The sequence below is a fragment of the Zoogloea oryzae genome (assembly GCF_030161255.1).
Lineage (GTDB): Bacteria > Pseudomonadota > Gammaproteobacteria > Burkholderiales > Rhodocyclaceae > Zoogloea > Zoogloea oryzae.
This window is the reverse complement of the sequence record NZ_BSPX01000012.1, coordinates 52,506-72,918: the sequence shown is the minus strand read 5'-3', so window position 1 is coordinate 72,918 and position 20,413 is coordinate 52,506. Positions and strand designations below refer to the sequence as shown.

24 protein-coding genes are annotated in these 20,413 nt (G+C 68.4%); 3 read left to right on the top strand and 21 right to left on the bottom strand.

Going from position 1 to position 20,413, the window contains the following annotated elements:
* The 8 genes from QQK25_RS06305 to QQK25_RS06270 form a co-directional block, all read right to left on the bottom strand.
* Positions 1–574 (bottom strand): hypothetical protein (locus tag QQK25_RS06305; RefSeq protein ID WP_284187167.1); only part of this gene is annotated, 574 nt, incomplete at its 3' end.
* 258 nt (positions 575–832) lie between these two features.
* A complete protein-coding gene (locus tag QQK25_RS06300) occupies positions 833–1,288 on the bottom strand; it encodes a phage tail protein (RefSeq protein ID WP_284187166.1) in 456 nt (151 codons plus the stop codon).
* 34 nt (positions 1,289–1,322) lie between these two features.
* The gene (locus tag QQK25_RS06295) at positions 1,323–3,164 is read right to left on the bottom strand and encodes a phage tail sheath family protein (protein WP_284187165.1); all 1,842 of its coding nucleotides are present in this window, start codon (positions 3,162–3,164) and stop codon (positions 1,323–1,325) included.
* An 18-nt stretch (positions 3,165–3,182) separates the two neighbouring features.
* A complete protein-coding gene (locus tag QQK25_RS06290) occupies positions 3,183–4,037 on the bottom strand; it encodes a hypothetical protein (protein ID WP_284187164.1) in 855 nt (284 codons plus the stop codon).
* Positions 4,037–4,603, bottom strand: coding sequence for a Pvc16 family protein (locus QQK25_RS06285; protein WP_284187163.1), 567 nt, complete (start codon positions 4,601–4,603; stop codon positions 4,037–4,039). Before QQK25_RS06285 ends, QQK25_RS06290 begins: the two co-directional genes overlap by 1 nt.
* 347 nt (positions 4,604–4,950) lie before the next feature.
* Complete coding sequence (locus QQK25_RS06280) at positions 4,951–5,298, bottom strand: hypothetical protein (RefSeq protein ID WP_284187162.1); 348 nt, start codon at positions 5,296–5,298, stop codon at positions 4,951–4,953.
* A 76-nt stretch (positions 5,299–5,374) separates the two neighbouring features.
* The gene (locus tag QQK25_RS06275) at positions 5,375–6,220 is read right to left on the bottom strand and encodes a pirin family protein (RefSeq protein ID WP_284187161.1); all 846 of its coding nucleotides are present in this window, start codon (positions 6,218–6,220) and stop codon (positions 5,375–5,377) included.
* Between the two features lie 15 nt (positions 6,221–6,235).
* A complete protein-coding gene (locus QQK25_RS06270; protein ID WP_284187160.1) occupies positions 6,236–6,838 on the bottom strand; it encodes an FMN-dependent NADH-azoreductase in 603 nt (200 codons plus the stop codon).
* A gap of 100 nt (positions 6,839–6,938) precedes the next feature.
* Between QQK25_RS06270 and QQK25_RS06265 the strand changes: the two genes are divergently transcribed.
* Together QQK25_RS06265 and QQK25_RS06260 are read left to right on the top strand one after the other, a co-directional pair.
* Positions 6,939–7,838: a LysR family transcriptional regulator gene (locus tag QQK25_RS06265; protein ID WP_284187159.1), complete on the top strand. Its 900-nt coding sequence runs from the start codon at positions 6,939–6,941 to the stop codon at positions 7,836–7,838.
* A gap of 33 nt (positions 7,839–7,871) precedes the next feature.
* Positions 7,872–8,267: a RidA family protein gene (locus tag QQK25_RS06260; protein WP_284187158.1), complete on the top strand. Its 396-nt coding sequence runs from the start codon at positions 7,872–7,874 to the stop codon at positions 8,265–8,267.
* On the opposite strand, the gene QQK25_RS06255 is transcribed toward QQK25_RS06260, so the two are convergent.
* From QQK25_RS06255 to QQK25_RS06240, 4 genes are all read right to left on the bottom strand, one after another.
* Positions 8,239–9,267 carry an amino acid ABC transporter permease gene (locus QQK25_RS06255; RefSeq protein ID WP_284187157.1) on the bottom strand — a complete coding sequence of 343 codons (1,029 nt, stop codon included), beginning with the start codon at positions 9,265–9,267 and terminating at the stop codon, positions 8,239–8,241. The two genes, QQK25_RS06260 and QQK25_RS06255, sit on opposite strands and share 29 nt — an antisense overlap.
* Positions 9,264–10,226, bottom strand: coding sequence for an ABC transporter permease subunit (locus tag QQK25_RS06250; RefSeq protein ID WP_284187156.1), 963 nt, complete (start codon positions 10,224–10,226; stop codon positions 9,264–9,266). The genes QQK25_RS06255 and QQK25_RS06250 overlap by 4 nt, the downstream gene beginning before the upstream one ends.
* Positions 10,227–10,260: 34 nt before the next feature.
* Positions 10,261–11,286 (bottom strand): amino acid ABC transporter substrate-binding protein, encoded by a 1,026-nt coding sequence (locus QQK25_RS06245; protein ID WP_284187155.1) that lies wholly within the window; start codon positions 11,284–11,286, stop codon positions 10,261–10,263.
* A gap of 81 nt (positions 11,287–11,367) precedes the next feature.
* Positions 11,368–11,967, bottom strand: a complete 600-nt coding sequence (locus QQK25_RS06240) for a rhodanese-like domain-containing protein (RefSeq protein WP_284187154.1) — start codon at positions 11,965–11,967, stop codon at positions 11,368–11,370.
* A gap of 46 nt (positions 11,968–12,013) precedes the next feature.
* Between QQK25_RS06240 and QQK25_RS06235 the strand changes: the two genes are divergently transcribed.
* A complete protein-coding gene (locus QQK25_RS06235; RefSeq protein ID WP_284187153.1) occupies positions 12,014–12,316 on the top strand; it encodes a c-type cytochrome in 303 nt (100 codons plus the stop codon).
* A 21-nt stretch (positions 12,317–12,337) separates the two neighbouring features.
* Here QQK25_RS06235 and QQK25_RS06230 read toward each other — a convergent pair whose 3' ends face one another.
* From QQK25_RS06230 to soxC, 9 genes are all read right to left on the bottom strand, one after another.
* Positions 12,338–12,802, bottom strand: coding sequence for a thioredoxin fold domain-containing protein (locus tag QQK25_RS06230; RefSeq protein ID WP_284187152.1), 465 nt, complete (start codon positions 12,800–12,802; stop codon positions 12,338–12,340).
* Positions 12,803–12,822: 20 nt separating this feature from the next.
* Complete coding sequence (locus QQK25_RS06225; RefSeq protein WP_284187151.1) at positions 12,823–13,785, bottom strand: MBL fold metallo-hydrolase; 963 nt, start codon at positions 13,783–13,785, stop codon at positions 12,823–12,825.
* Positions 13,786–13,817: 32 nt separating this feature from the next.
* The gene (soxB, locus tag QQK25_RS06220) at positions 13,818–15,542 is read right to left on the bottom strand and encodes a thiosulfohydrolase SoxB (RefSeq protein ID WP_284187150.1); all 1,725 of its coding nucleotides are present in this window, start codon (positions 15,540–15,542) and stop codon (positions 13,818–13,820) included.
* Between the two features lie 16 nt (positions 15,543–15,558).
* Positions 15,559–16,179 carry a sulfur oxidation c-type cytochrome SoxX gene (gene soxX, locus QQK25_RS06215; RefSeq protein WP_284187149.1) on the bottom strand — a complete coding sequence of 207 codons (621 nt, stop codon included), beginning with the start codon at positions 16,177–16,179 and terminating at the stop codon, positions 15,559–15,561.
* A 15-nt stretch (positions 16,180–16,194) separates the two neighbouring features.
* Complete coding sequence (gene soxA / locus QQK25_RS06210; protein WP_284187148.1) at positions 16,195–17,001, bottom strand: sulfur oxidation c-type cytochrome SoxA; 807 nt, start codon at positions 16,999–17,001, stop codon at positions 16,195–16,197.
* Between the two features lie 106 nt (positions 17,002–17,107).
* A complete protein-coding gene (gene soxZ / locus QQK25_RS06205; RefSeq protein ID WP_284187147.1) occupies positions 17,108–17,419 on the bottom strand; it encodes a thiosulfate oxidation carrier complex protein SoxZ in 312 nt (103 codons plus the stop codon).
* A 33-nt stretch (positions 17,420–17,452) separates the two neighbouring features.
* Positions 17,453–17,920 (bottom strand): thiosulfate oxidation carrier protein SoxY, encoded by a 468-nt coding sequence (gene soxY, locus QQK25_RS06200; protein WP_284187146.1) that lies wholly within the window; start codon positions 17,918–17,920, stop codon positions 17,453–17,455.
* Between the two features lie 27 nt (positions 17,921–17,947).
* Entirely contained in the window at positions 17,948–19,024 is a 1,077-nt protein-coding gene (locus QQK25_RS06195; protein WP_284187145.1) for a c-type cytochrome, read from the bottom strand.
* Positions 19,008–20,354, bottom strand: coding sequence for a sulfite dehydrogenase (gene soxC / locus QQK25_RS06190; protein WP_284187144.1), 1,347 nt, complete (start codon positions 20,352–20,354; stop codon positions 19,008–19,010). The genes QQK25_RS06195 and soxC overlap by 17 nt, the downstream gene beginning before the upstream one ends.
* Between the last annotated feature and the right edge of the window lie 59 nt (positions 20,355–20,413).

Genomic DNA, 20,413 nt, shown 5'->3' with positions numbered 1-20,413 from the left:
CGTCGAGGGCAACCCGGAAGAAGCGGCTGCGGGGTGCGGCGCCGGGGCTGGTGGGCCGGCCGGTGAGGCGCAGGGTGGCGCCCACGGCGGGGCGGTCTGGCGGAATGCGGATGGCGAGGGTGATCGGGTCGAAGCCGAGCGCGACCGGGCGCTGGATGAGCTGGGCGCGCACCTGCAGGCGGTTGCCCCAGCTGCCCGGGTTGCGGGCGGCGATGCGCACCTGACGCCGGGAACTGCCGCGCACCGCCTTGAAACCGGGCACCAGCAGGCGGGTGGTGCGGATGTTCACGTGATCGACGCAGCGAACGACCACGCAGCGCCGGCCGCCGTTGGCGAAGAACAGGCGCACCGCCAGGGGGAGCTGCAGCCCGGGCAGGGCGCGACCGAAGATCGCCTCGAACTGGCGGGCGTCGTCGATGACGACCGGGGTGTTCACCGGCCCCCGTTCGGCGAGCCCGATCAGCGCGGCGACATCGAGGCGCACCCGCTGGCGGGTGGCCACGGCGGGTCGTTCCTCGTAGATGCCTGGCGGCAGCCCGGGACGCCACAGGCTGCCCAGCAGCGCGACGGTCACTTGACTACCCTCCGGTTGCTGCGCGACGAAGGGTTGGCTTTGCACAGCCAACCCGTTCCGCAGGCGCAGTGCAGAGCACCGCGAAACCCCTGCTCCACCCTCCCCAGAGGGTGAGGACGGGGTTTCGTGAAGCTTGGCTTCGCGCCGTCCGAACGGCCCGGCTGTGCAAAGCCGGGCCTGCGACGAGTCCCCCCTTCGGGCGGCCGGGCGGTGGCTCTCATGGAATGAATCTCAGTTCAGCGCGGGTTGGGCGTGGGCTTATTCGAACTCCAGGTCTTCGCAGACCAGGGTCAGCTCTTCCATCGCCACGTCGGAGGCACCTTTGGCGGCCAGCGTCGGGCCGGTCCATTTGGACGGGCGGGCGTTGATGAGCTTCCACTGGGCGACGGTGCTGCCCCGGTCTTCGCTCATCAGCTCGATGACGACGGTGGCGCGGGCGTCCATGTTGCCGCGGCGCACCTGATTGACCCAGTTCCACAGATCGAGCGAGGCGATCATGCCGCGCTTGAGGGTCACGTCGCCGGCCTTGTACATCAGCGGCACCTTGCGGGGCCGGTTGAAGGCGTCGGTGCCTTCGCGATAGTCGGCGTGGGTGATCTCGGTGGACAGCCCCGAGACATCCGAGAAGCCGCCGCGAAACTCGCCGCCGCTCGCCGGGTTGATGGTGACCTTGAAGTTGAACGGGCCGTAGGGGTCTTCACGCAGGGTGGCCATTGCCGGTCTCCTTTGAAGCTTCGGTTATCGGTGCTCAGACGATGGACGCGTCGGCAGTCCATTGGCCGATGCGGAAGATCACGAACTCGGCCGGCTTGGTGGGGGCGACGCCGATCAGGCAGACCAGACGGCCGTTGTCGAGATCCGACTGGCTCATGGTGGTGCGGTCGCAGCGCACGAAGTAGGCGTCTTCGGGCTTGGCGCCGAGGAGAGCGCCGGTGCGCCACACGTCGTACAGGAAGCCTTCGATGGTGAGGCGGATCTTGAGCCACAGCTCTTCGTTGTTTGGCTCGAACACCGCCCACTGGGTGGAGCGGTCGATGGAGTGTTCGAGGTAGATGAACAGCCGGCGGACGTTGATGTAGGTCCATTCCGGATCGGAGCTGATGGTGCGGGCGCCCCACACGCGGTAGCCGCGGCCTTCGAAGAAGCGCAGGCAGTTGATGCCTTCGGGGTTGAGCACGTCCTGCTCGCCCTTGTTCACGTTGCGCGAGAAGCGCAGCACGCCGCGCACGGTTTCGTTGGCCGGGGCCTTGTGCACGCCGCGCTCGATGTCGCTGCGGGCGTATACGCCGGCCATCGCGCCTTCGGGCGAGTACAGCACGGTTTCGCGGGCGCTGCCGGGGGTGCTGGCGACGAGCCACGGGTAGTACATGGCGGCGTATTTGGAGTCGTGCTGGCCGCGCACCTGGCGAATGGTGGCCTGGTCGGCGTCCTGCGGACCGGCGAGGATGGCGAAGCGGTAGCGCAGGTTTTCGCAGTGGCTGACGAGCGCGTCGCGCACGGCCTGATCGATGGGCGAGGCGAGGGCCGCCGAGCCCGGCGCGGCGACGATGGCGATGTCCTCGATCTCGGCCAGCGCGGCGAGGCCGGTGGCGTCGTGGCCGCTGCCGCCGCCAGTGAAGGCGGCCGCATCCGGAGAGACGCCATCGCTGCCGCCGGAGAGGGTGATCGGCGAGGCGGCGACGAGGCCGGTGAGCAGGTCGCGGGCGAAGGTGGTGCGCTGGGCAGCGACGCTGGGCAGGTCGACCATCGCATCGAAGTAGATGCGCTGGCTGCGGTCGGCGGGCGGTTCGATGCCGGCGTCCGGGTCTTCGTGGCGCAGCACGCGGCCGACGAACTGGTCGGAATCCGGGTGGGGCGACAGGCGCTGGATCTGCTCGCTACGGCTGCCGGTGGAGCCATCCAGATTGGGGCCGACGCTGATGTCGAGGGTGATCTTCTGGACCGCGGCGAGGGCGGCGCCGTTGAGGTCGAGCGTGCCGCCAGCGTTGGTGAGGAGTGGGTTGCCCGCCGCGTCGAAGCTGACGCTGTAGATGTTGGCGCCGGTGACGGCGTTGGGGCCGGCGGCGGTGACGGTGCTTTCCTTGAGCGCGCCGGCCTCGACCACATCGCCCAGGCGCAGGCCCATCACACGGCGGCTGCCGGCGGTGCCGGTGAGCAGGTTGCCGCCGCGGTTGGCGGCAACCTTGACCACCACGTTGCCGGCCCGGCCGGGAAAGCGGGCGCGCAGGAAGCGATCGGTGCCGAGTACCGAGATCGCGCTGCTGGACGAGCGGCTGGCCTCGACCGAGCCGCCACCGGTGGGCACGAAGATGCGCGACACGTACACCCGCTTGCCGCCGTTCTCGAAGAACAGCCGCACCGCGTGGGCGAGCTGGTTGGTGGTGGGCACGCCACCCAGCAGCAGGTCATTGCCATCGCCGAAGTGGCGCTGGAATTCCTCGAAGCCGGTGACGAGGGTGGGCAGGCCAGCGGTGGGGCCGAAGCGGGCCTGGCCGACGAAGCCGGCGGTGGAGGTCGCCACGCCCTCGATGGACTTGGCGCGGAAGCTGGTTTCTTCGACGTAAACTCCCGGGGCTAGGTATTCAGGCATTTCGAGCCTCCATCTTGGCTAGGGTAACAACTCGATATCCAGCCGGACCCGTGCGCCGACCGAAACCGAAGCGGGCGGATTCTGGCCGCCGACCTGCGGGTGCAGGGTGCCGCCAGCGTCACGCAGTTGGAAGTCGCGCGGCAGGAACAGCGCATTGCGCTGGGCCGCGGTGAGTCCGAAGACATTGGCCGGTTGTCCGGCCAGAAAACCTTTGGTCGCGAGCGCGGTGGCTAGGGCCGGGCGCGGGGCGAACACGCTGAGGGCGCGGTCGAAGGCGCGCAGCGGTGGGGTCACGCTGCGGTCGATGACCTCGAAGGGCAGCACCAGCAGGTAGCTGCCGTCGGGGCCGCTGAGGGCGGTCACGCTGTCGGCGGCGCCGCCCTGCACGGTGGCGACGGTGAGCAGCGCGCCGGGCACCGGCCGGCCGGCATCCCGCAGCACGCCCCACAGGGCGCTGGTGCCGGGGGGCAGGGCCATGGTCAGGCCGGGGCGCAGGGCAGCTTCGGGGTAGGCCGGGGCGGGCACCGCGGGGGGTGTTTCGCCGGCTTCGAGGGCGGCTTTGAGATCGGCCCGGTCGGGCACGGTGGCGGTGATGGCCTGGGGCTGGTAGCGGCCGGTGGGGTCGTCGATCTCGATGCGGGCTTCGCCGGCCGGGATGTCGAGGAAACCATAGAGGCCGGTGGATTGGTGCCACAGGGGCTGTTCGGCCTGGCCGGCGACGCGCACCCGCAGGCCGGGGATGGGGGTGAGGCCGGGGTCGGTGCCGTCGGTGAGATAGCGCCTCACCTTGACCGCCAGCACGCCGACGGCGGCGATGCGGTCTGGCGAGTGGCGGGCGGCCCAGCCGAGGGGCGTGTCGGTGGCAGCGAGCATCACGGCACCTGGGGTGTGAACACCAGCGTGCGCGAATCGGCGATGGCCGGATCGGGCCGCTCGCGGGCGGCGAGCCGGGCGGTGCGCACGACGTAGGGCACCGACAGCTGGTAGGGCGGCTCGAGGCTGTCCCACAGGCGCAGCATGTCTTCGGTGCTGAGGTGGTTGATCGCGACCCGCAGGCTGTCTTCGGGCTCCCACGGGTAGGCCGGGTCGAGGAGCGGGCCGGTGATGAGCGCGTGGCGGTCGAGGATGTCCATGCAGCGCGCCAGCATCACCTGCTCGCCTTCGGCGTTGCGCTGGCCCCACACGGTGAGCAGGTAGTGCAGTTCGAGCCCGAGGGCCTGGCGGCGGGGCGCGTTGGGGGCGAGGCGGGGGAGATCGACGTTGCGCCGGGATTCATCCACCTCGACGCGGTAGAGGAAGAGCGCAACCTTGTTGGTGATGGTGCCGGTGAAATTGCGGGTGGAGAACAGCTGGACATCGTAGCCGTCGAGCCCGCCCGTGGCCACGAGCTGATCTTCGATCAGGCGTCGGAGGGTGGCGCTTGTCCCGGCTATGAACATTTCATCGTTTTCCCTGGCGAGGCCATTGGTACGACGTTGGATGCCTGCGTGCCGCCGTTGCCGATCAGCACATCTCAATATGAAAGCTACACCTTTTTGGCGAAAGGTAAAACCTCGGAAGCGGGAAGAAACAGCTTGGCAACATGTCGGCCCCCCGCGAACGGGGGCTGTCACGGAAAATGGCGCCTTTCAAGGCGCGAACGGCTGCCGGCATGTCAGGATGATTGATGGAAACGCTCGCCCTGACTGCCTCTGCCAGTGCAGTCAAGCACATGCAAATTGGCAAATCAAGGCGGGCTGCGGCTGGCCGACGAACGGCGCCGCCGGGCCCGCGCGGGGCGGAGCGTTCAGCCCGGCTGGCGCAGTTTCTTCTCGGCCCACAGGGCGCGGGCGAAGGCCTTCCAGGCGTCGCCGCCGTGGCTCTCGAAGCCGGCGGCGGATGCGCTCTCCTGCATCGTGCGCAGCATCAGCCCGGCGAGGCCGAAGAGCTCCAGCCTGGCGAGGCGGGCGTAGTCGAGGTGGTTCGTGTCGAGCGCCTTGTCCTTCTCGGCGGCGCCTGCAAAATCCAGCGCTTCCCGGGCAAGGGCGCGCACGGCATCTTCGTTGGTCCAGTCGATGCCCAGGGCGATGCCCTTGCGTTCGATCTCGAGTTCGATGTCTTTCGTGTCCTGGGCGTAGTTTTCAAAGCCGGCCATGGCGTGCTCCTTGTTCGATCCCCAAATGTGACACGGCGCCGTAGCGCCGTGTTCGGGTTTTTGGTGTGCCGATGTTTCAGGCCAGGGTGCCGTCCCGGTAGTCGGCCAGGGCCTGCTCGATCTCTTCGCGGGTGTTCATCACGAAGGGGCCGTACTGCACCACCGGCTCGCCCAGGGGCCGGGCGGCCAGCAGCAGGAAGCTCGCGCCTTCGGCGCCGGCCGTCACCTCGATGCGCTCGCCCGCCGACAGCACGCCGGCCTGGCGGGCGGGCAGCGTGCGGCCTTCGTCGCCCACCTGCAGGCTGCCGGCGTAGGGGTAGAGGAAGGCCGTGTGGCCGGCTTCGACCGACTGGGCGAAGGCCGCGCCGGCTTCTAGGCGCACGTCGAGGAACAGCGGCGCGGTGGATAGCCCCTGGATCGGGCCTGGCACCGGTGCACTGCTCACGCCATCGAGGGTGCCGGCGACGACCTTCACGCTGCCGCCGGGGATCGTCACCTCGGGGATCTCCTCGGGCTGGATGTCCCGGTAGCCGGCAGGCTTCATCTTCTCGGCGGCGGGCAGGTTGATCCAGAACTGAAAGCCGTGGAGGCGCCCGCTCTCCTGGAGCGGCATCTCCGAGTGGATGATGCCGCGCCCGGCGGTCATCCACTGGGCGCCGCCGCCCCGCAGGTGGCCGGTGTGGCCCAGGTGGTCGCGGTGCTCGAAATCACCGGCGAGCATGTAGGTGACGGTCTCGAAGCCCCGGTGCGGGTGGGGCGGAAAGCCGGCGATGTAGTCGTCCGGGTTGTCCGAGGCGAACTCGTCGAGCATCAGGAAGGGGTCGAGGCGCTGGCTGTGGCCGATGCTGCGCCGCAGCTTGACGCCGGCGCCGTCCGACACCGGGATGGAGGGGATGATGACGGTCAGGCTGCGGGTGGTCATGGCGTTCTCCGGTTGTCAGGCGGCCAGTTCGGCGACCTGGGCGTGGGCGGCGGCGAGGGCGGCAGACTTGCTGTCCTCACCCATGTTGAGGCCTTCGGCGTAGATGAATTCCACGTCGGTGATCCCGATGAAGCCGAGGAAGTCGCGGACGTAGGTGGTCTGGCTGTCCTTCGGGGTGCCGAAGTACTTGCCACCGCGGGCGGCGAGCACGGTCACCTTCTTGCCGGTGAGCAGGCCTTCGGGGCCATTGGCGGTGTAGCGGAAGGTGACGCCGGCGCGGGCGATGTGGTCGAAATAGGCTTTGAGCGTGGAAGGCACGCCAAAGTTGTACATCGGCAGCCCGATCACGATCTGGTCGGCCCGGCGGATCTCTTCGATCAGGGCGTCGGAGAAGGCGACGACGGCCTGCTGTGCTTCGCTGCGCGCTTCGGGCTTGGCCAGGAAGGACAGGAAGCGCTCGGCGTCCAGGTGCGGCACGGGGTTGGCGGCCAGGTCGCGGTCGATCACGGTGGCGCCGGGGTGGGCGGCCACGTAGGCAGCCACGAAGCGGTCGGCGAGCTGGCTGGACTGGCCCTGGTTGGAGAACAGGCTGGCGTTGATCTTGAGCAGGGTGGTCATTTTGAGGGCTCCGGTGGTGTTGGGATGTGTCTATTTAATGATTTACCGGAGCGATAAAAAAGTAGAAGATTTCGTTTAAAGCTATCTAATAATCTGATCAATGACCGTCACCCCCCATCTCAGCCTCGACCAATGGCGGGCCCTCATCGCCGTGGTGGAGGCCGGCGGCTACGCCCAGGCCGCCGAAGCGCTGTTCAAGAGCCAGTCGGCCGTCACCTACGCGGTGCAGAAGATCGAGACCGTGCTGGGCGTGAAGGCCTTCGAGATCCACGGCCGCAAGGCGGTGCTCACGCCCACCGGCCACATGCTTTACCGCCGGGCGCTGGCGCTGGTGGCCGAGGCGGGCGATCTGGAGCAGGCGGCGCGCAAGCTGTCGGCGGGCTGGGAGGCGGAGATCGGGTTGGCGGCGGAGGTGCTCTTTCCGCCGGATCTGCTGCTGGAGGCCCTGGCGCGCTTTGGCGCCGAGGCGCCGCGGACGCGGATCGAGGTGATCGAATCGGTGCTGGGCGGCACCGCCGAGGCGCTGCTGGGCGGGCAGGCCGACGTGGCGGTGACGCCCCACATCCCGCCGGGCTTTCTGGGTACGCCGCTGCTCGACATGCCGCTGCTGGCGGTGGCCTCGCCGGATCATCCGCTCCATCAGCTGGGGCGCGAGCTGGGCGAGAAGGATCTGCGCCCGTGGCGGCATCTGCAGGTGCGGGCCACGGGCTCGGTGCGCGACCGGCGCAGCACCACCGTGGAGGTGGAGCAGCGCTGGACCTTTGGCAGCATGGCCATGTCGATCGCCGCGGCCTGCGCCGGGCATGGCTTTGCGTGGTATCCGGAGGCCCACATCCTGCGCGAGCTGGGCGACGGGCGGCTCAAGCCGCTGCCCCTGGGCGGCGCCGAGCTGCGGCGGGTGACGCTGTACCTGGTGATCGCCGATCCGGATTGCGCCGGCCCGGGCGTACGACGGCTGGCGGAGATCCTGACCGAGGTGGCGACGGGGGCGTCGGGTTAGGATGGGCGCCCCAACTTGCTACGGAGCGCCACCATGAGCGATCGCCAGCCCATCATCCCGAAGGGGATGGAAGCGGTTTACGAAAAAATCCACTACGCGTCGGCCGTGAAGGTCGGCGACACCATCTATGTCTCTGGCCAGATCGGCCGGGACGAGCACATGCAGCTCGTCGAGCCCCGCGAGGCGCAGATCGTCCAGGCCTTCGAGAATCTCAAGAAGGTGCTGGCCGCCGCCGGTGCCGAGATGACCGACATCGTCGACCTGACCAGCTTCCACACCGACATGCGCGACCTGCCGCTGTTCATGGAGGTGAAGGACCGCTACCTGACCCGCGACTACCCGGCCTGGACGGCCATCGGCGCGGCCCAGCTGTGCGGCGTGCCGGGCTACATCATCGAGATCAAGGCCGTCGCGGTATTGCGGCGCTGATCCGCGCCAGCAGCGCGCAGCCCAGCCAGTAGATGGCGGCGAGGAAGAGCCAGGCTTCCAGATAGAACGGCCGCCATTCGCCATCCCCGGCGAGGGCGAGGCCCAGCGAGCCGGTGAGCTCGTACAGGCTCACCACGGTGACCAGCGACGTGTCCTTGAACAGCGCGATGGCGCTGTTGGCCAGCGACGGCGCCGCTGCCCGCAGCACCTGGGGCAGCACGATCCAGCGCTGGGTCTGCCACGCCGACAGGCCCAGCGCCGCAGCGGCGTCGAGCTGGCCGGGGCGGATCGCCTGCAGGCCGCCGCGGATGATCTCCGAGAGATACGCCGCGGCGAACAGCACGATGGCGATCAGCACCCGCCACAGCATGTCGAGCGCCATGCCTTCCGGAAAGAACAGCGGCAGCAAAAACGACGCCACGAACAGCGCGGCGATCAGCGGAATCCCCCGCGCCAGCTCCACATACGCCGTGAGCAGGCCGCGCAGCACCGGCAGCTTGGAGCGTCGTCCGTAAGCCACGGCGATGCCCAGGGGCAGCGCGCCCGCCATGCCGCCGGCGGTGAGGAGCAGGGTGAGCGGCAGGCCGCCCCACAGCTCGGTGGGCACCGGCGCGAGGCCGCCAAGGCCGCCGCCCAGCAGCGGAACGGCGACGACGGGCGACAGCGCCAGGGCGAGCAGCGCCGTGCGTCCGCCGATGCGCCCGAAAGCCACCGCCAGCCAGCTGGTGACGATCAGCCCGGCGGCGGCGATCGGGCGCCAGCTTTCGTCGCCGGGATAGCGGCCGAGCAGGATGAAGCGCGCCTTCTCGGCCACCACGCCCCAGCACGCGCCGGTGTGGTCGAGGGCGGTGCAGGCGGCGGCGTCGGGCCTGAATTCGGCGTTCAGCACCGCCCAGCGCAGCAGCGGCGGTAGCGAGACGATTGCCGCGGCGAGCACGAGCAGCGTGAGGATCGTGCTGAAGACATCACCGAACAGCCGGCGGAACAGGTTGGCTGTCATGCGACGCCGCCCCGCAGGCTGCGTTTTTCGAGCTGGTGGCTCACCGCCGCGCCGGCCAGCGACAGCAGCAGGTACACCGCGATCACGATGCTGAGGCATTCGATGGCGCGGCCGGTCTGGTTGAGGCTGGTGCCGGCCACCGACACCAGATCGGGGTAGCCGATGGCCACCGCCAGGGAGGCGTTCTTGAACAGGTTGAGGAGCTGGCTCGTCACCGGCGGCAACGCGGCGCGCCAGGCCTGGGGCAGCAGCACGAGGCGGAAAGCCTGGCGGGGCGTCATGCCCATCGCCAGGGCGGCGAGGCGCTGCCCGGGTGGCAGGGCCTCGACCGCGGCGCGCAAAATCTCGGCGATGTAGGCGGCGGTGTAGATCACCAGGCCGATCAGCATCGCCAGGTATTCCGGCGTGAGGCGGGCGCCACCGTCGATGCCGAAGCCGGCGGGTTCGGGGATCTCGAAGCCGGCTTCGCCCCACCAGGGCATGGCCAGCCCGGATTTGCTGAGGAACACGCCGGGCGCGAGGCGTAGCGCCGCGTTGGAGGCGGGCAGCAGGTCGGTGAGGATGAAATACCACGCCAGCAGCTGGAGCAGCAGCGGGATGTTGCGAAAGGCATTCACGAAGGCGCTGGCGAGGCCGCGCACCAGCGGATGCTCGGCGAGCCGCCCGAAGCCCACCAGCACGCCCAGCCCCAGGGCCAGCGCGGCGCCGGGCAGGGCCAGACGCAGGGTGTTGGCGAGGCCGGCGGCGAAGGCCAGCAGGGTCGAATCGCTGGCGTCCAGCGGGATCGCGCTCTCGCCCAGGGTGAAGCCGGCGGGCTCGAGCAGGAAGTCGAAGCCGCTGCGGATGCCGCGCTGGGTGAGGTGGCCGGCGGTGGTCGTGACGAGCAGCGCCAGCAGGCCGGCGACGGCGAGGACGATCAGCGCCTGGACGGCGATGCGGGAGAACGATTTTGTGTGCATTGCGGGTGGCGCGGGCGCGGGTCCCGCGACGGAATCAGCGCAGCGGCAGGCCGTACATCAGGCCGCCCTTGTTCCACTGGGCGTTGAGGCCGCGGGGCAGCTTGAGGGGCGAGCCGGCGCCCACGTTGCGCTCGAAGATCTCGCCGTAGTTACCGCCGGCCTTGACGGCGCGGGCGGCCCATTCGCGATCGAGGCCGAGGTTCTTGCCGAGGTCTTCGCCCACGCCGAGGAAGCGTTGCACCGCCGGATCGGGCGAGGCCTTGAGGGCGTCCACCTTGGCCTGGGTGATGCCCAGCTCTTCGGCTTCGACCAGCGCCTGGACCACCCATTTGACGATGGCGAACCACTCGTCGTCGCCGCGGCGTACCGCCGGGCCGAGGGGCTCCTTGGAGATGACTTCGGGCAGCACCAGGTAGTCGTCGGGGTTGGGGGCTTCCTTGGTGCGGATGAAGGCCAGCGCCGAGGCGTCGGTGGTGTAGGCCTGGCAGCGGCCGCTGAAGAAGGCCTTGATGGACGGCTCGAACTTCTCGAAGACCACCGGTTTGACCTTGATGCCCTGGGCGCGGAACCAGTCGGCGAGGTTGCGTTCGGTGGTGGTGCCGGACTGCACGCAGATCTCGGCGTTCTTGAGCTGTTTGGCGCTGGTGACCTTGGACTTCTTTGCCACCAGGAAGCCCTGGCCGTCGTAGTAGGTGACGGCGGTGAAGTGCAGACCCAGGCCGGCGTCGCGGGTCAGGCTCCAGGTGGTGTTGCGGGAGAGGATGTCCACCTCGCCCGACTGGATGGCGGTGAAGCGCTGCTGGGAGTTGAGGGGCACCCAGCGCACCTTGTTCGGGTCGCCCAGCACCGCTGCGGCGATCGCCCGGCACACGTCCACGTCGAGCCCGCGCCACTGGCCCTGGCTGTCGGCGGCGGAGAAGCCGATCACGCCGGTGCTCACGCCGCAGGCGAGCTGGCCCTTGGACTTGATGGCGTCGAGGGTCTTGCCGGCGTGGGCCGGCGTGACGAAGGTGGCGAGGAGCGCGGCGGTGGCCGCGGCAAGGGTGCGGATTCGGAACATGGCAGGGGACGCGGAGAGGCCGGAGCCCCGTAGCTTACGGGCGCGGGGCCGGCGGTGCCAAGCGGCCCGAGCCGGCGGCGATCAGCGCGGGAAGTACATCCTGGCCTTGTCGAGCTTGTACGACCAGGGCAGGCCGGCGTTCTTCCAGCCATTCACGACGCGCTGGCCGGCCTTCGGGCCGTCCTTGGCGGTGTCGCCCTCGAAGCCATCCACCACGCTGTAAACACGGGTGTAGCCGGCGTTGGCGAGGAGGTCGGCGGCGTGGGCGCTGCGGTCACCCGAGCGACAGATGAGGATCACCCGGTCCGTCTTGGTGAGCCCCTTCTGTTTGAGGCGGGTCTCGGCTTCGGTCAGGAAATCGCTGTTGGCCATCAGCTGGTACATGCCCCGGCGGTCGTCCCAGTCGGTCATCAACTCCTGGTGTTCGACGTAGGGCACGAGGGCGTCGGCATCGCTGGGCATGCCCACGTACATGGCTTCGGCGCGGGTGCGGACGTCGAGGAAGAGGGTTCGGGCCGGTTCGCGGGAATAGATGTCGTGGGCTTCGCGGGCGGTGAGGTAGAGCTGGAGCCGGCTACGCTTGATCTCGGGCACACTGGCGGGGTCCACCTGGGCCGTGCCCGGCAGGGGAAGACCGATGACAAGCAGCGCGATCATGGCGCTGGCGGCAAAATGTTTCATACTTCCTCCGTGGATTTCATCCGATCAACCTCCGGAGAGGCAGACCATGAACGCAACGCAATTCCTGATGCTGGCGGCCGGCCTTACGGTGGCCGCGGGCGCCTGGGCCGGCAGTCCGGCCGCGGGCGAAAAGCTGGTGACCGAAAAAAACTGTGCCGCGTGCCACCAGCGCCTGATTGGCGGTGATGGCTCGAAGCTTTACCTGCGCAGCGACCGCAAGGTGAAGAGCCTGTCCCAGCTCCACGCCCAGGTGAGCTTTTGCAGCAGCCAGCTCAAGACCGGCTGGTTTCCCGAGGATGAGGAAGACGTGGTCGCCTGGCTCAATCATCGCTACTACCAGTTCAAGTAGGCCGCGAAAGCGGCGCTTGCTTCAGTGGGCCGCCGTGGCGTCGAGCCCCTGAAGCACCCGCTTCTCCAGATAGCCGCCGTATAGCCCCACGCTGTCACCGCCCAGCAGCGCTTCGGCGCGTACCTGCCCGCCCTTGTCGAGAAACAGCACCGTCGGCGCAAACTTGACGCCGTAGCGGCGGGCCACGTCGGCCTGGCGCGCGAGGGTGCCGTCGAAATCGGTGATCGGGCGGGGGCTGCTGATGGACACCTCGCGGATGCGCACCCGGTCGCGAAAGCGCGGGTCGTCGGGCAGGGCCGGCAGGTAGGCGTCGCGGATCGCCACGCAGTAGGGGCAGTCGGGCAAGCTGAAGAGGACGACGTAGAGCACGTCGGGCCGGGCGGCAGGATCGTGGAGCCGTGATCCGAGCGGCCCCTTGGCGGAAGCGGGCGAGCCGGCCAGGGCGAGGCTGAAGGCGAGGATCAGGGCGGACAGGCCGGCGCGCATCGGATTTGCGGGTGAGGGATTCAGCGGGCGAGGGATTCGCGCTCCAGGGTGAGATAGGTGCCGTAGGCGTTGATCCGGTTGGCGGCTTCGAAGGCGGGGAGATTGCTGAAGCGCCGCCAGTCGGTGCGGGCGTAGGCTTCGTCGAAGGGGACCATCTCATCCACCGCGCGGCCCATCTGCTCGCGCAGGTAGGTGAGGTAGTCGCGGGTGAGGGTGAGGTCGGCGGCGGCGTTGGTGGAGTGGCGGCCGTGGCCGGTGACGAGGATCTTCGGCTTGAGGGCGGCGAGCTGGTCGATGGCGACGAGCCAGCGGCGGCTGTCGGCGCTGCCCACGAAGGGAATCCGCCCGGCAAAGAGGATGTCGCCGCAGAACACCACGCCGTCTTCATCAACGCTGACCATCAGGTCTTCGGACGAATGGGCCGGGCCGAGGAAGCTCACCCGGAAGTGCAGCCCGCCTTCCTCGAAGCGGGTGTCGCCGTCGAGCCAGTGGTCGGCCTCGACGAGGCGGGTGGATTCATCCACCCACGGAAAGAGATCCTGTCGGCGCTGGGCGAGGCGGGCGGCGGCTTCGCCGCTGGTGAAGTAGTCGCGCCCGGCCCGGTGGGCCCATACCTGTGCGCCGGCGGCCTTGAAGGCCGGCAGGCCGTAGAAGTGGTCGGCGTGGAAGTGGGTGAGGATCACGCGGCGGATCGGCTTGTCGCTGATCTTGCGGATCGCGGCGAGGAGCGCCTCGCCCAGGGGCGGTGTGCCGAGGGCGTCGATCACCACCACGCTGTCCCGGGTCACCACGAAGCCGGCGTTGCTGTTGAAGCCCTGATTGGCGCCGGACGCCATGCCCGAATCGCCCAGCACGTACCACGCGTGTTCGGAGACCCGGATGGGATTGAGTTCGGCCGCCGCGGCCAGCCCGGCGAGCAGCGGGACAAGGACGGCGACGATGACCCGCAGCCAGGCGGGGAGGGATGCGTTGCGGCGGCTCATCGTCGTCTCCTTGATCGGGTTGGCACGGGCCTTCAGGCCATGCCGGGGTTGCCGGCCATGCCCTTGAGGGTGGGCAGGTTGAGGGGCCGGGCACGGATCACCTTCTGACCCTTGAGGTAGCGGGCGACCAGATCCCACACCGCCTCGCCGCCGGCGTTCTTGGCGTCTTCCGACACCGGCGCCCAGCCAGCCACCTTGTAGGTCTTGCTGGCGTCGATGGGCTTGCCGCCAAGGCGCATGTCGGTGATGCGTTTGCCCATCCCGGCGTTGGGGTCGCAGGCGTACTGCAGGCCGCCCACGCGCACCATGTCACCGCCCTGCTGGTAGTACGGGTCGGGGTTGAAGAGGTTGTCGCAGACGTCCTCGAGCACGGTCTTGATCTGCTCGCCGCTCATCATCGTCACCGTGGTCCACGGGTAGGTGATGGCGGTCTGGTCGAGGAGGTGCTCCATCCGGATGGTGTCGCCGGGCAGCAGGCTGGTGCCCCAGCGGAAGCCGGGCGAGAAGGCGATCTCGGCGTTCTTCTCGGCGAGCAGCGCGTCGAGGATGAGCTGGTCCCACGAGCCGTTGAAGTTGCCGCGGCGGTACAGCAGGCCTTCGCTCACCGCGAGCTTCTCGGCCAGCTTGCCCTCGTACGGTGCGCGCATCTTCTTGATGAGGGCGTCCATCGTCGGGTCGGCGGGGATCAGGTTGGCGAAGACGGGCAGCAGCTTGTAGCGGAAGTCCACCACCTTGCCTGCCTTCACGTCGAGATCGAGCACGCCGAGGTACTTGCCGTTGGAGCCGGCGTTGGTGACCAGCGTCTGGCCGCCGGCGTTCTTGACGATGACCGGGGCCGGCACGCCGTCGTGAGTGTGGCCGCCGAGGATTGCATCCACGCCGCGCACCCGGCTGGCCATCTTCAGGTCCACGTCCATGCCGTTGTGGGACAGCACGACGACCACCTGGGCGCCGGCTGCGCGGGCTTCGTCGACCACCTTTTGCAGGTTGTCGTCCTGGATGCCGTAGCTCCAGTTTGGCACCTGCCAGCGGGGGTTGGCGATGGGCGTGTAGGGGAAGGCCTGGCCGACGATGGCCACCGGCACCCCGTTGATGTTGCGGATCACGTAGGGCTTGAACACCGGGTCGCCGAAGTCGGCGGTCTTGATGTTCTGGGCCACGATATCCACCTTGCCGGCGAAATCCTTCTCCTCGATCTCCTTGACGCGGGCTTCGCCGTAGGTGGCTTCCCAGTGGAGCGTCATCACGTCCACGCCCAGCGCCTTGCAGGCGTCGACCATGTCCTGGGCGTTGGTCCACAGGCTGAGGCCGGAGCCCTGCCAGGTGTCACCGCCATCCAGCAGCAGGGCGCCGGGGCGGCTGGCCTTGAGCTGTTTGACCAGCGTGGCGAGGTGGGCGAAGCCGCCGACCTTGCCGTAGGTTTTGGCGGCCTTCACGAAATCGAGGTAGGTGAAGGCGTGGGCCTCCGGCGTGCCGGGGCGGATGCCGAAGTGGCGCAGCAGGTTCTCGCCGATCAGGTGCGGCACCTGGCCGGCCATCGGGCCGATGCCGAGGTTCACGTCGGGCTCGCGGAAGTGGATCGGCAGGAGCTGCGCGTGGCAGTCGGTCATGTGGAGCAGGCTCACCGAGCCGAAGCGCGGCAGGTCGTACATCCGCGCGGCGGCCTTGGCGGCTTCGGACGGGTTGCTGTGCAGCGCCAGCCCGCCGGCCGCGGCGACGGCCAGCACCTGGAGGAAATCCCGACGGTTCATGGACATGCGGTGGACTCCGTTCTCAATCTTTGTTCACGGGCGATTCGGGATCGACCAGGAAGGCGACGATGTGGGTGATCTGCTCGGGCGTCAGCCAGTTGTGCAGCCCGAAGCGCGGCATGTTGGTGCACGCGGTGAAGGCGTTGGAGTTGTAGATCTTGTCGTAGGTGTACTTGACGATCTCGTCGCTGTTGCCGCGCAGCTTGCCGAAGTGCTGCAGGCTCGGGCCGATGGTGCCGTAGGCGACTTCCTTCTTGGCCAGCTGGTGGCAGGCGTAGCAGTTGCCGCCACGTACGCGGCCGGGCGGGTCGGGCTGGATGAAGCCGATGTGGCCGCCGGTGCCCACCGCGGCGAGCTTTTCGCCTTCCTTCCAGTCACCGATCAGCTTGCCCTCGACCGGGTAGCGGATGGTGGCCTGCTGGGTCTTTTCGATGAGGGCGCGCACTTTGGCGGGCGGGTTGTCCTTGTACTGGCTGCACAGGCGCATGGCCTCGTCCTGGTCGAGACGGGTCATCCAGTATTTCGGGTTGTCGGCGCGGAAACTGCTGCGGAAGATCTGTTCGGCCTGGAAGGCGATCGGATCGGCGGCGTGGATGCCCGTGGCGCCCAGGGCGAGGAGGGCGGCGATGAAGGTGTTTTTCATGGTCGTCTCCGGGGCTCAGCGCTTGATGCCAGGGGTCTGCATCACGGTGCCGCTGGCTGTCTTCTGGAGGAAGACTTCCAGCGCGATGGTGGATTCGGCGAGGTACTTGGGCTCGGGCCAGCGGGCCTGGCGCATGCAGTCGATCAGGCGGCGCTGCATGGTCCACACCGCGCCTTGCGAGACGCGGTACGACGGCCAGGTGCTCATGGCGGTGCCGGCGCCGGCCTGGGTGGTGAGGTTGCCGAGCTCCTGCAGGCGGATGCGCTTGCCATCCTGGCCGTGGCAGATGGCGCAGGAGAAATCCTGCGGGCCGCTGCGGCGGTAGAAGATGTATTCGCCCACCTTGGCCATCCGGGCTTCTTCCGGGTGGCGGGCCGGCACGTTGATCTTCACGCCGTTGGATTTGCCACCGATGTAGGTGACCAGCGCCTCGATGTCGGAATCCTGGCCGGGCTTGGAGAACCAGTTCTTCGTGGCCTCGGCTTCGGTGAAGCCCTGCAGGCTCATCATGCAATGGACGACGCGGGATTCGGCGTCCATCACCTTTTTGGTGTCGGCAAAGTAGCGCGGGAGCTGGGCATAGGCACCGTCGAGCTTGCCAGGGCCGAGGCCCATGTCGCACTGCTCGAGGCTGGCGTTCTTGGGGCCGCGCGGTTTCTTCCAGAGTTCCTCGCCCTTGGCTTCGAGGAGCTCGGCCGGGTTGCCGTCGGCCAGCATCTCCCGGTATCGGGCGATCTCGTCCATCGTCGAGCCTTGGCCGAAGGCTGGGCCGGCGAGGGCGAGGGCGGCGGTGGCCAGCGCGGTGCGCAGGTTGGGCTGCATGTGTCTTCCTCCTTCTGGTGGGGGGCCTGCCGCCTTGGGGCGGTCTGTGGTCGGCTTGCGGGGGCGCTGCCGCCGGGTGGCCGGCGGCAGCGGGCGAAATGACGCCTCAGGCGATCTGCACTTCGTCGGTGCGCTTGTCGCCCTTGCTATCCACCCAGCTCACGGTGAGCTTGTCGCCCTTGGCGCCGCCCTTGAACTTGAAGGCGAGGTAGGGGTTCTTCGAGATCGCCGTGCCAAACTGGCCGGCCAGCACCTGGCGGCCGTTGTGCTCGGCGGTGATCTCGGTGATGAAATGGGCCGGGACCAGGTTGCCGGACGAATCCTTGCGCTGGCCGGTTTCCATTTCGTGGCTCATCAGCACCTTCACTTCGGTGATGCCGTCCTTCGCGCTCGCGCGAATCTTCATCGGATCTGCCATTTCGATTCCTTTCTGTAATGAAGCGCGCAGGGCTCAGCCGCCGCAGCCGCCGAGGGTGACCTTGATTTCCTTCTTGGCGATGAAGAACTTGCCGCCAGCCTTGACGAGGGCGTACACGTCGGAAGTCTGGCCCATCTTCACGCGCGTCTGCACCGAAGGCTCGGTGCCGGCGGGGAGCATGAAGCTCGCGGCGAGCGGGTTGGGATTCTTCTCGACGAGGATGGCGATGGCTTCGACACCGGCCAGCGTCGACACCACGCCCACCGGGACCACGGCGCCGTTTTCGGCGATGTCCGGGGCGGTGAGCTGCACGTCCGCCGAGTTGGCCGGCGCGGTGGCGCCGAGGGCCTTGAGGGTCTCGTCGATGGTCTTGGCGTCGAAGGCAGCCTTGTTCCATTCGGCGCGGGCCTCGCCCGGGGTGATCAGGCCGGCGGCGGCCAGCAGGCCGAACAGGCCGAGCCCGCCGCCTGCCTTCAGGATTTCACGGCGTTGGTTGTTCATGGGTCTCTCTCCTTGGTTGATCCTGGGTTACTGCGCCTTGGCGCCAGACATGATCCACTTCACGAGGCGCCGGATGTCGTCATCCTTGAGCTGGCTCTGGGGCGGCATGGGGATCGCCCCCCATGCGCCCTGGCCACCCGCTCGCACCTTCGCAGCCAGTTTGGCCTCGGCGTCGGCCTGGCCCTTGTAGCGGGCCGCGACCTCGTTGTAGCCGGGGCCGACGATCTTGTTCGCCACCCCGTGGCAGGCCATGCAGCCGTTGTCGCTGGCCAGCTTGGTCGCGGCGGCGTTTTCGCTCTGGGCTGCGGGCTTGACCTCGGCCGGCGCCTTGCCCGACGTATCCTTGCCGCGCACCGGGCCCACCGGGCGGTTCTGCTCGGCCAGGTTGCCGTGGGCGGTCTCGGCATACACCGGAAGCAGGGAGCCCACCTTCACCTCGGTCTTGCAGTTGCTCATGCAGGCCGTGTTCTTCACATCGGGCTTGCCGCCGTTGCCGATGCCGCCCTTGCTGGCGGGCGCACCGGGCCACATGCCGTGGTTGGTGGTCATGCCATTGCGGTTGGGCATGCGGGCCTGGGCTTCGGCGATGTTCTTGTCGGACAGCACGAAATCACCCGGGACGATCTCGGCCAGGTTGAGCAGATAGGCCACCAGCCCGTACACCTCGTCGTTGGTGAGCGACTTGGGCGTGGTGAGGGGCATCGCCCGGTTGATGTAGTCGAACAACGTGGAGACGGTGGCGACCTTCATGATCGCGCTGCGCTGGGGGGCGTCGCCCTTGACCAACGACAGCACATGGCCGGTCTTCACGTCGTCCTTGGTGGTGCCGCCGATCAGCGGGGTGTGCACCTCGTTGGATTCGCCGAAGCTGCCGTGGCAGGACGCGCACTTGGCCTCCCAGGTTTCCTGGCCCTGATCGACGCTGCCGCTGCCGGGGCGCAAGCCCTTGAAGTCGGGGCGCACGTCGATGTCCCAGGCGTGGATCTCGGCCGGTTTGGCAGCCCGGCCGACGCCGGCGTATTTGCCATCGGCCAGCGCGCCAGTGGCGCAGGCGGCCAGGGCGATCATCGCAACGCGGGTGAGCGATTTAGAGAACCTGGACATTGCTCACCTCCCCGCTTTCAGCCACCTTCCAAGACTGGATGGCGTTGTTGTGGTAGATCGACTTGGTGCCGCGCACCGCGCGCAGCTGGCCGTACGACGGCTGGACATAGCCGGTCTCGTCCATCGCGCGGGATTGCAGGATGGCGGGCTTGCCGTCCCACACCCAGTCGATGTTGAAGCGGGTCAGGCACTTGGAATTGACCGGCCCTTCGATCCGCGCCCGGCGCCAGTTGATGCCGCCGTCGGTGGATACGTCAACCTGCTTGACCTTTCCGCGCCCGGACCACGCCAGCCCCGAGATGTTGTAGAAGCCTTTATCCAGCAGGATCTGACCGCCGGACGGGGTGGTGATGACCGACTTGCACTCCTGGGTGGAGGTGTACTGGCGGTGCTGGCCGTCGGGCATCAGGTCGATGTAGTGGATCGCCTCGTCCTTGGTGGCCCAGGGCTTGTCGCCCACCTCGATGCGGCGCAGCCACTTCACCCAGCTCACGCCCTGCACGCCGGGCACCACGAGGCGCAGCGGGTAGCCGTTCTCGGGGCGCAGCATCTCGCCGTTCTGGCCGTAGGCGACGAGCACTTCGTCGGACTGCACGAGCTCGATGGGGATGGTGCGGGTCATCGACGAGCCGTCGGCGCCCTCGGCGAGCACGTACTTCGCCTTCTTCCAGTCGATGCCGCAGTCTTCGAGGATCAGCCGCAGGGGCACGCCGGTGAATTCGGAGCAGCTGAGCATGCCGTGGCTGTACTGCACGGTGGGCACCGCCACGTTGCCCCATTCCATGCCGGTGTTGGCGCCGCATTCGATGAAGTGCATCCGCGACACCGGCGGCAGGCGCAGGATGTCATCGACGGTGTAGACCTTGGGCTGCTTCACGAAGCCGTCGTCGGTGCCGTGCACCATCAGGCGATGCTTCGACGGATCGATGTCGCTCCAGCCCTGGTGGTGGCGCTCGAAGTGCAGGCCCGACGGGGTGATGATGCCGAACAGGCCCTGCAGCGGCGTGAAGGCCACCGACACCTGCGACATCCGCGTGAGGCCCGGCGATTCCCGACGCTGAAGGCCTTTCTCGTACTGCGAGGGCAGGCCGTAGGGGCGGGCGGCGACAGGCTGGCCGAGGCTGGTGGTCCAGGGCGGCAGGGTCAGGATGTTGGGATCGCCGTCCTCGGCGCGCACGATGGCCGGGGTGGCCATGGCGGCGGAGGCGGTGAGGAAGGCTTTGCGCAGGAAGTCGCGGCGCCCGTCCTTGACCTCGGCGATGTCCGCTTCGGTCAGGAAGTGCTCGGGCGCCGGGCGCACGCGTCCGCGCTGGGTTGGCTGGTCTGCCATGGGTGTGTCTCTCCCTTGTTCCAGTGGTCGGTGTCGAGGGAGGCGGGCATCGGGGCGTG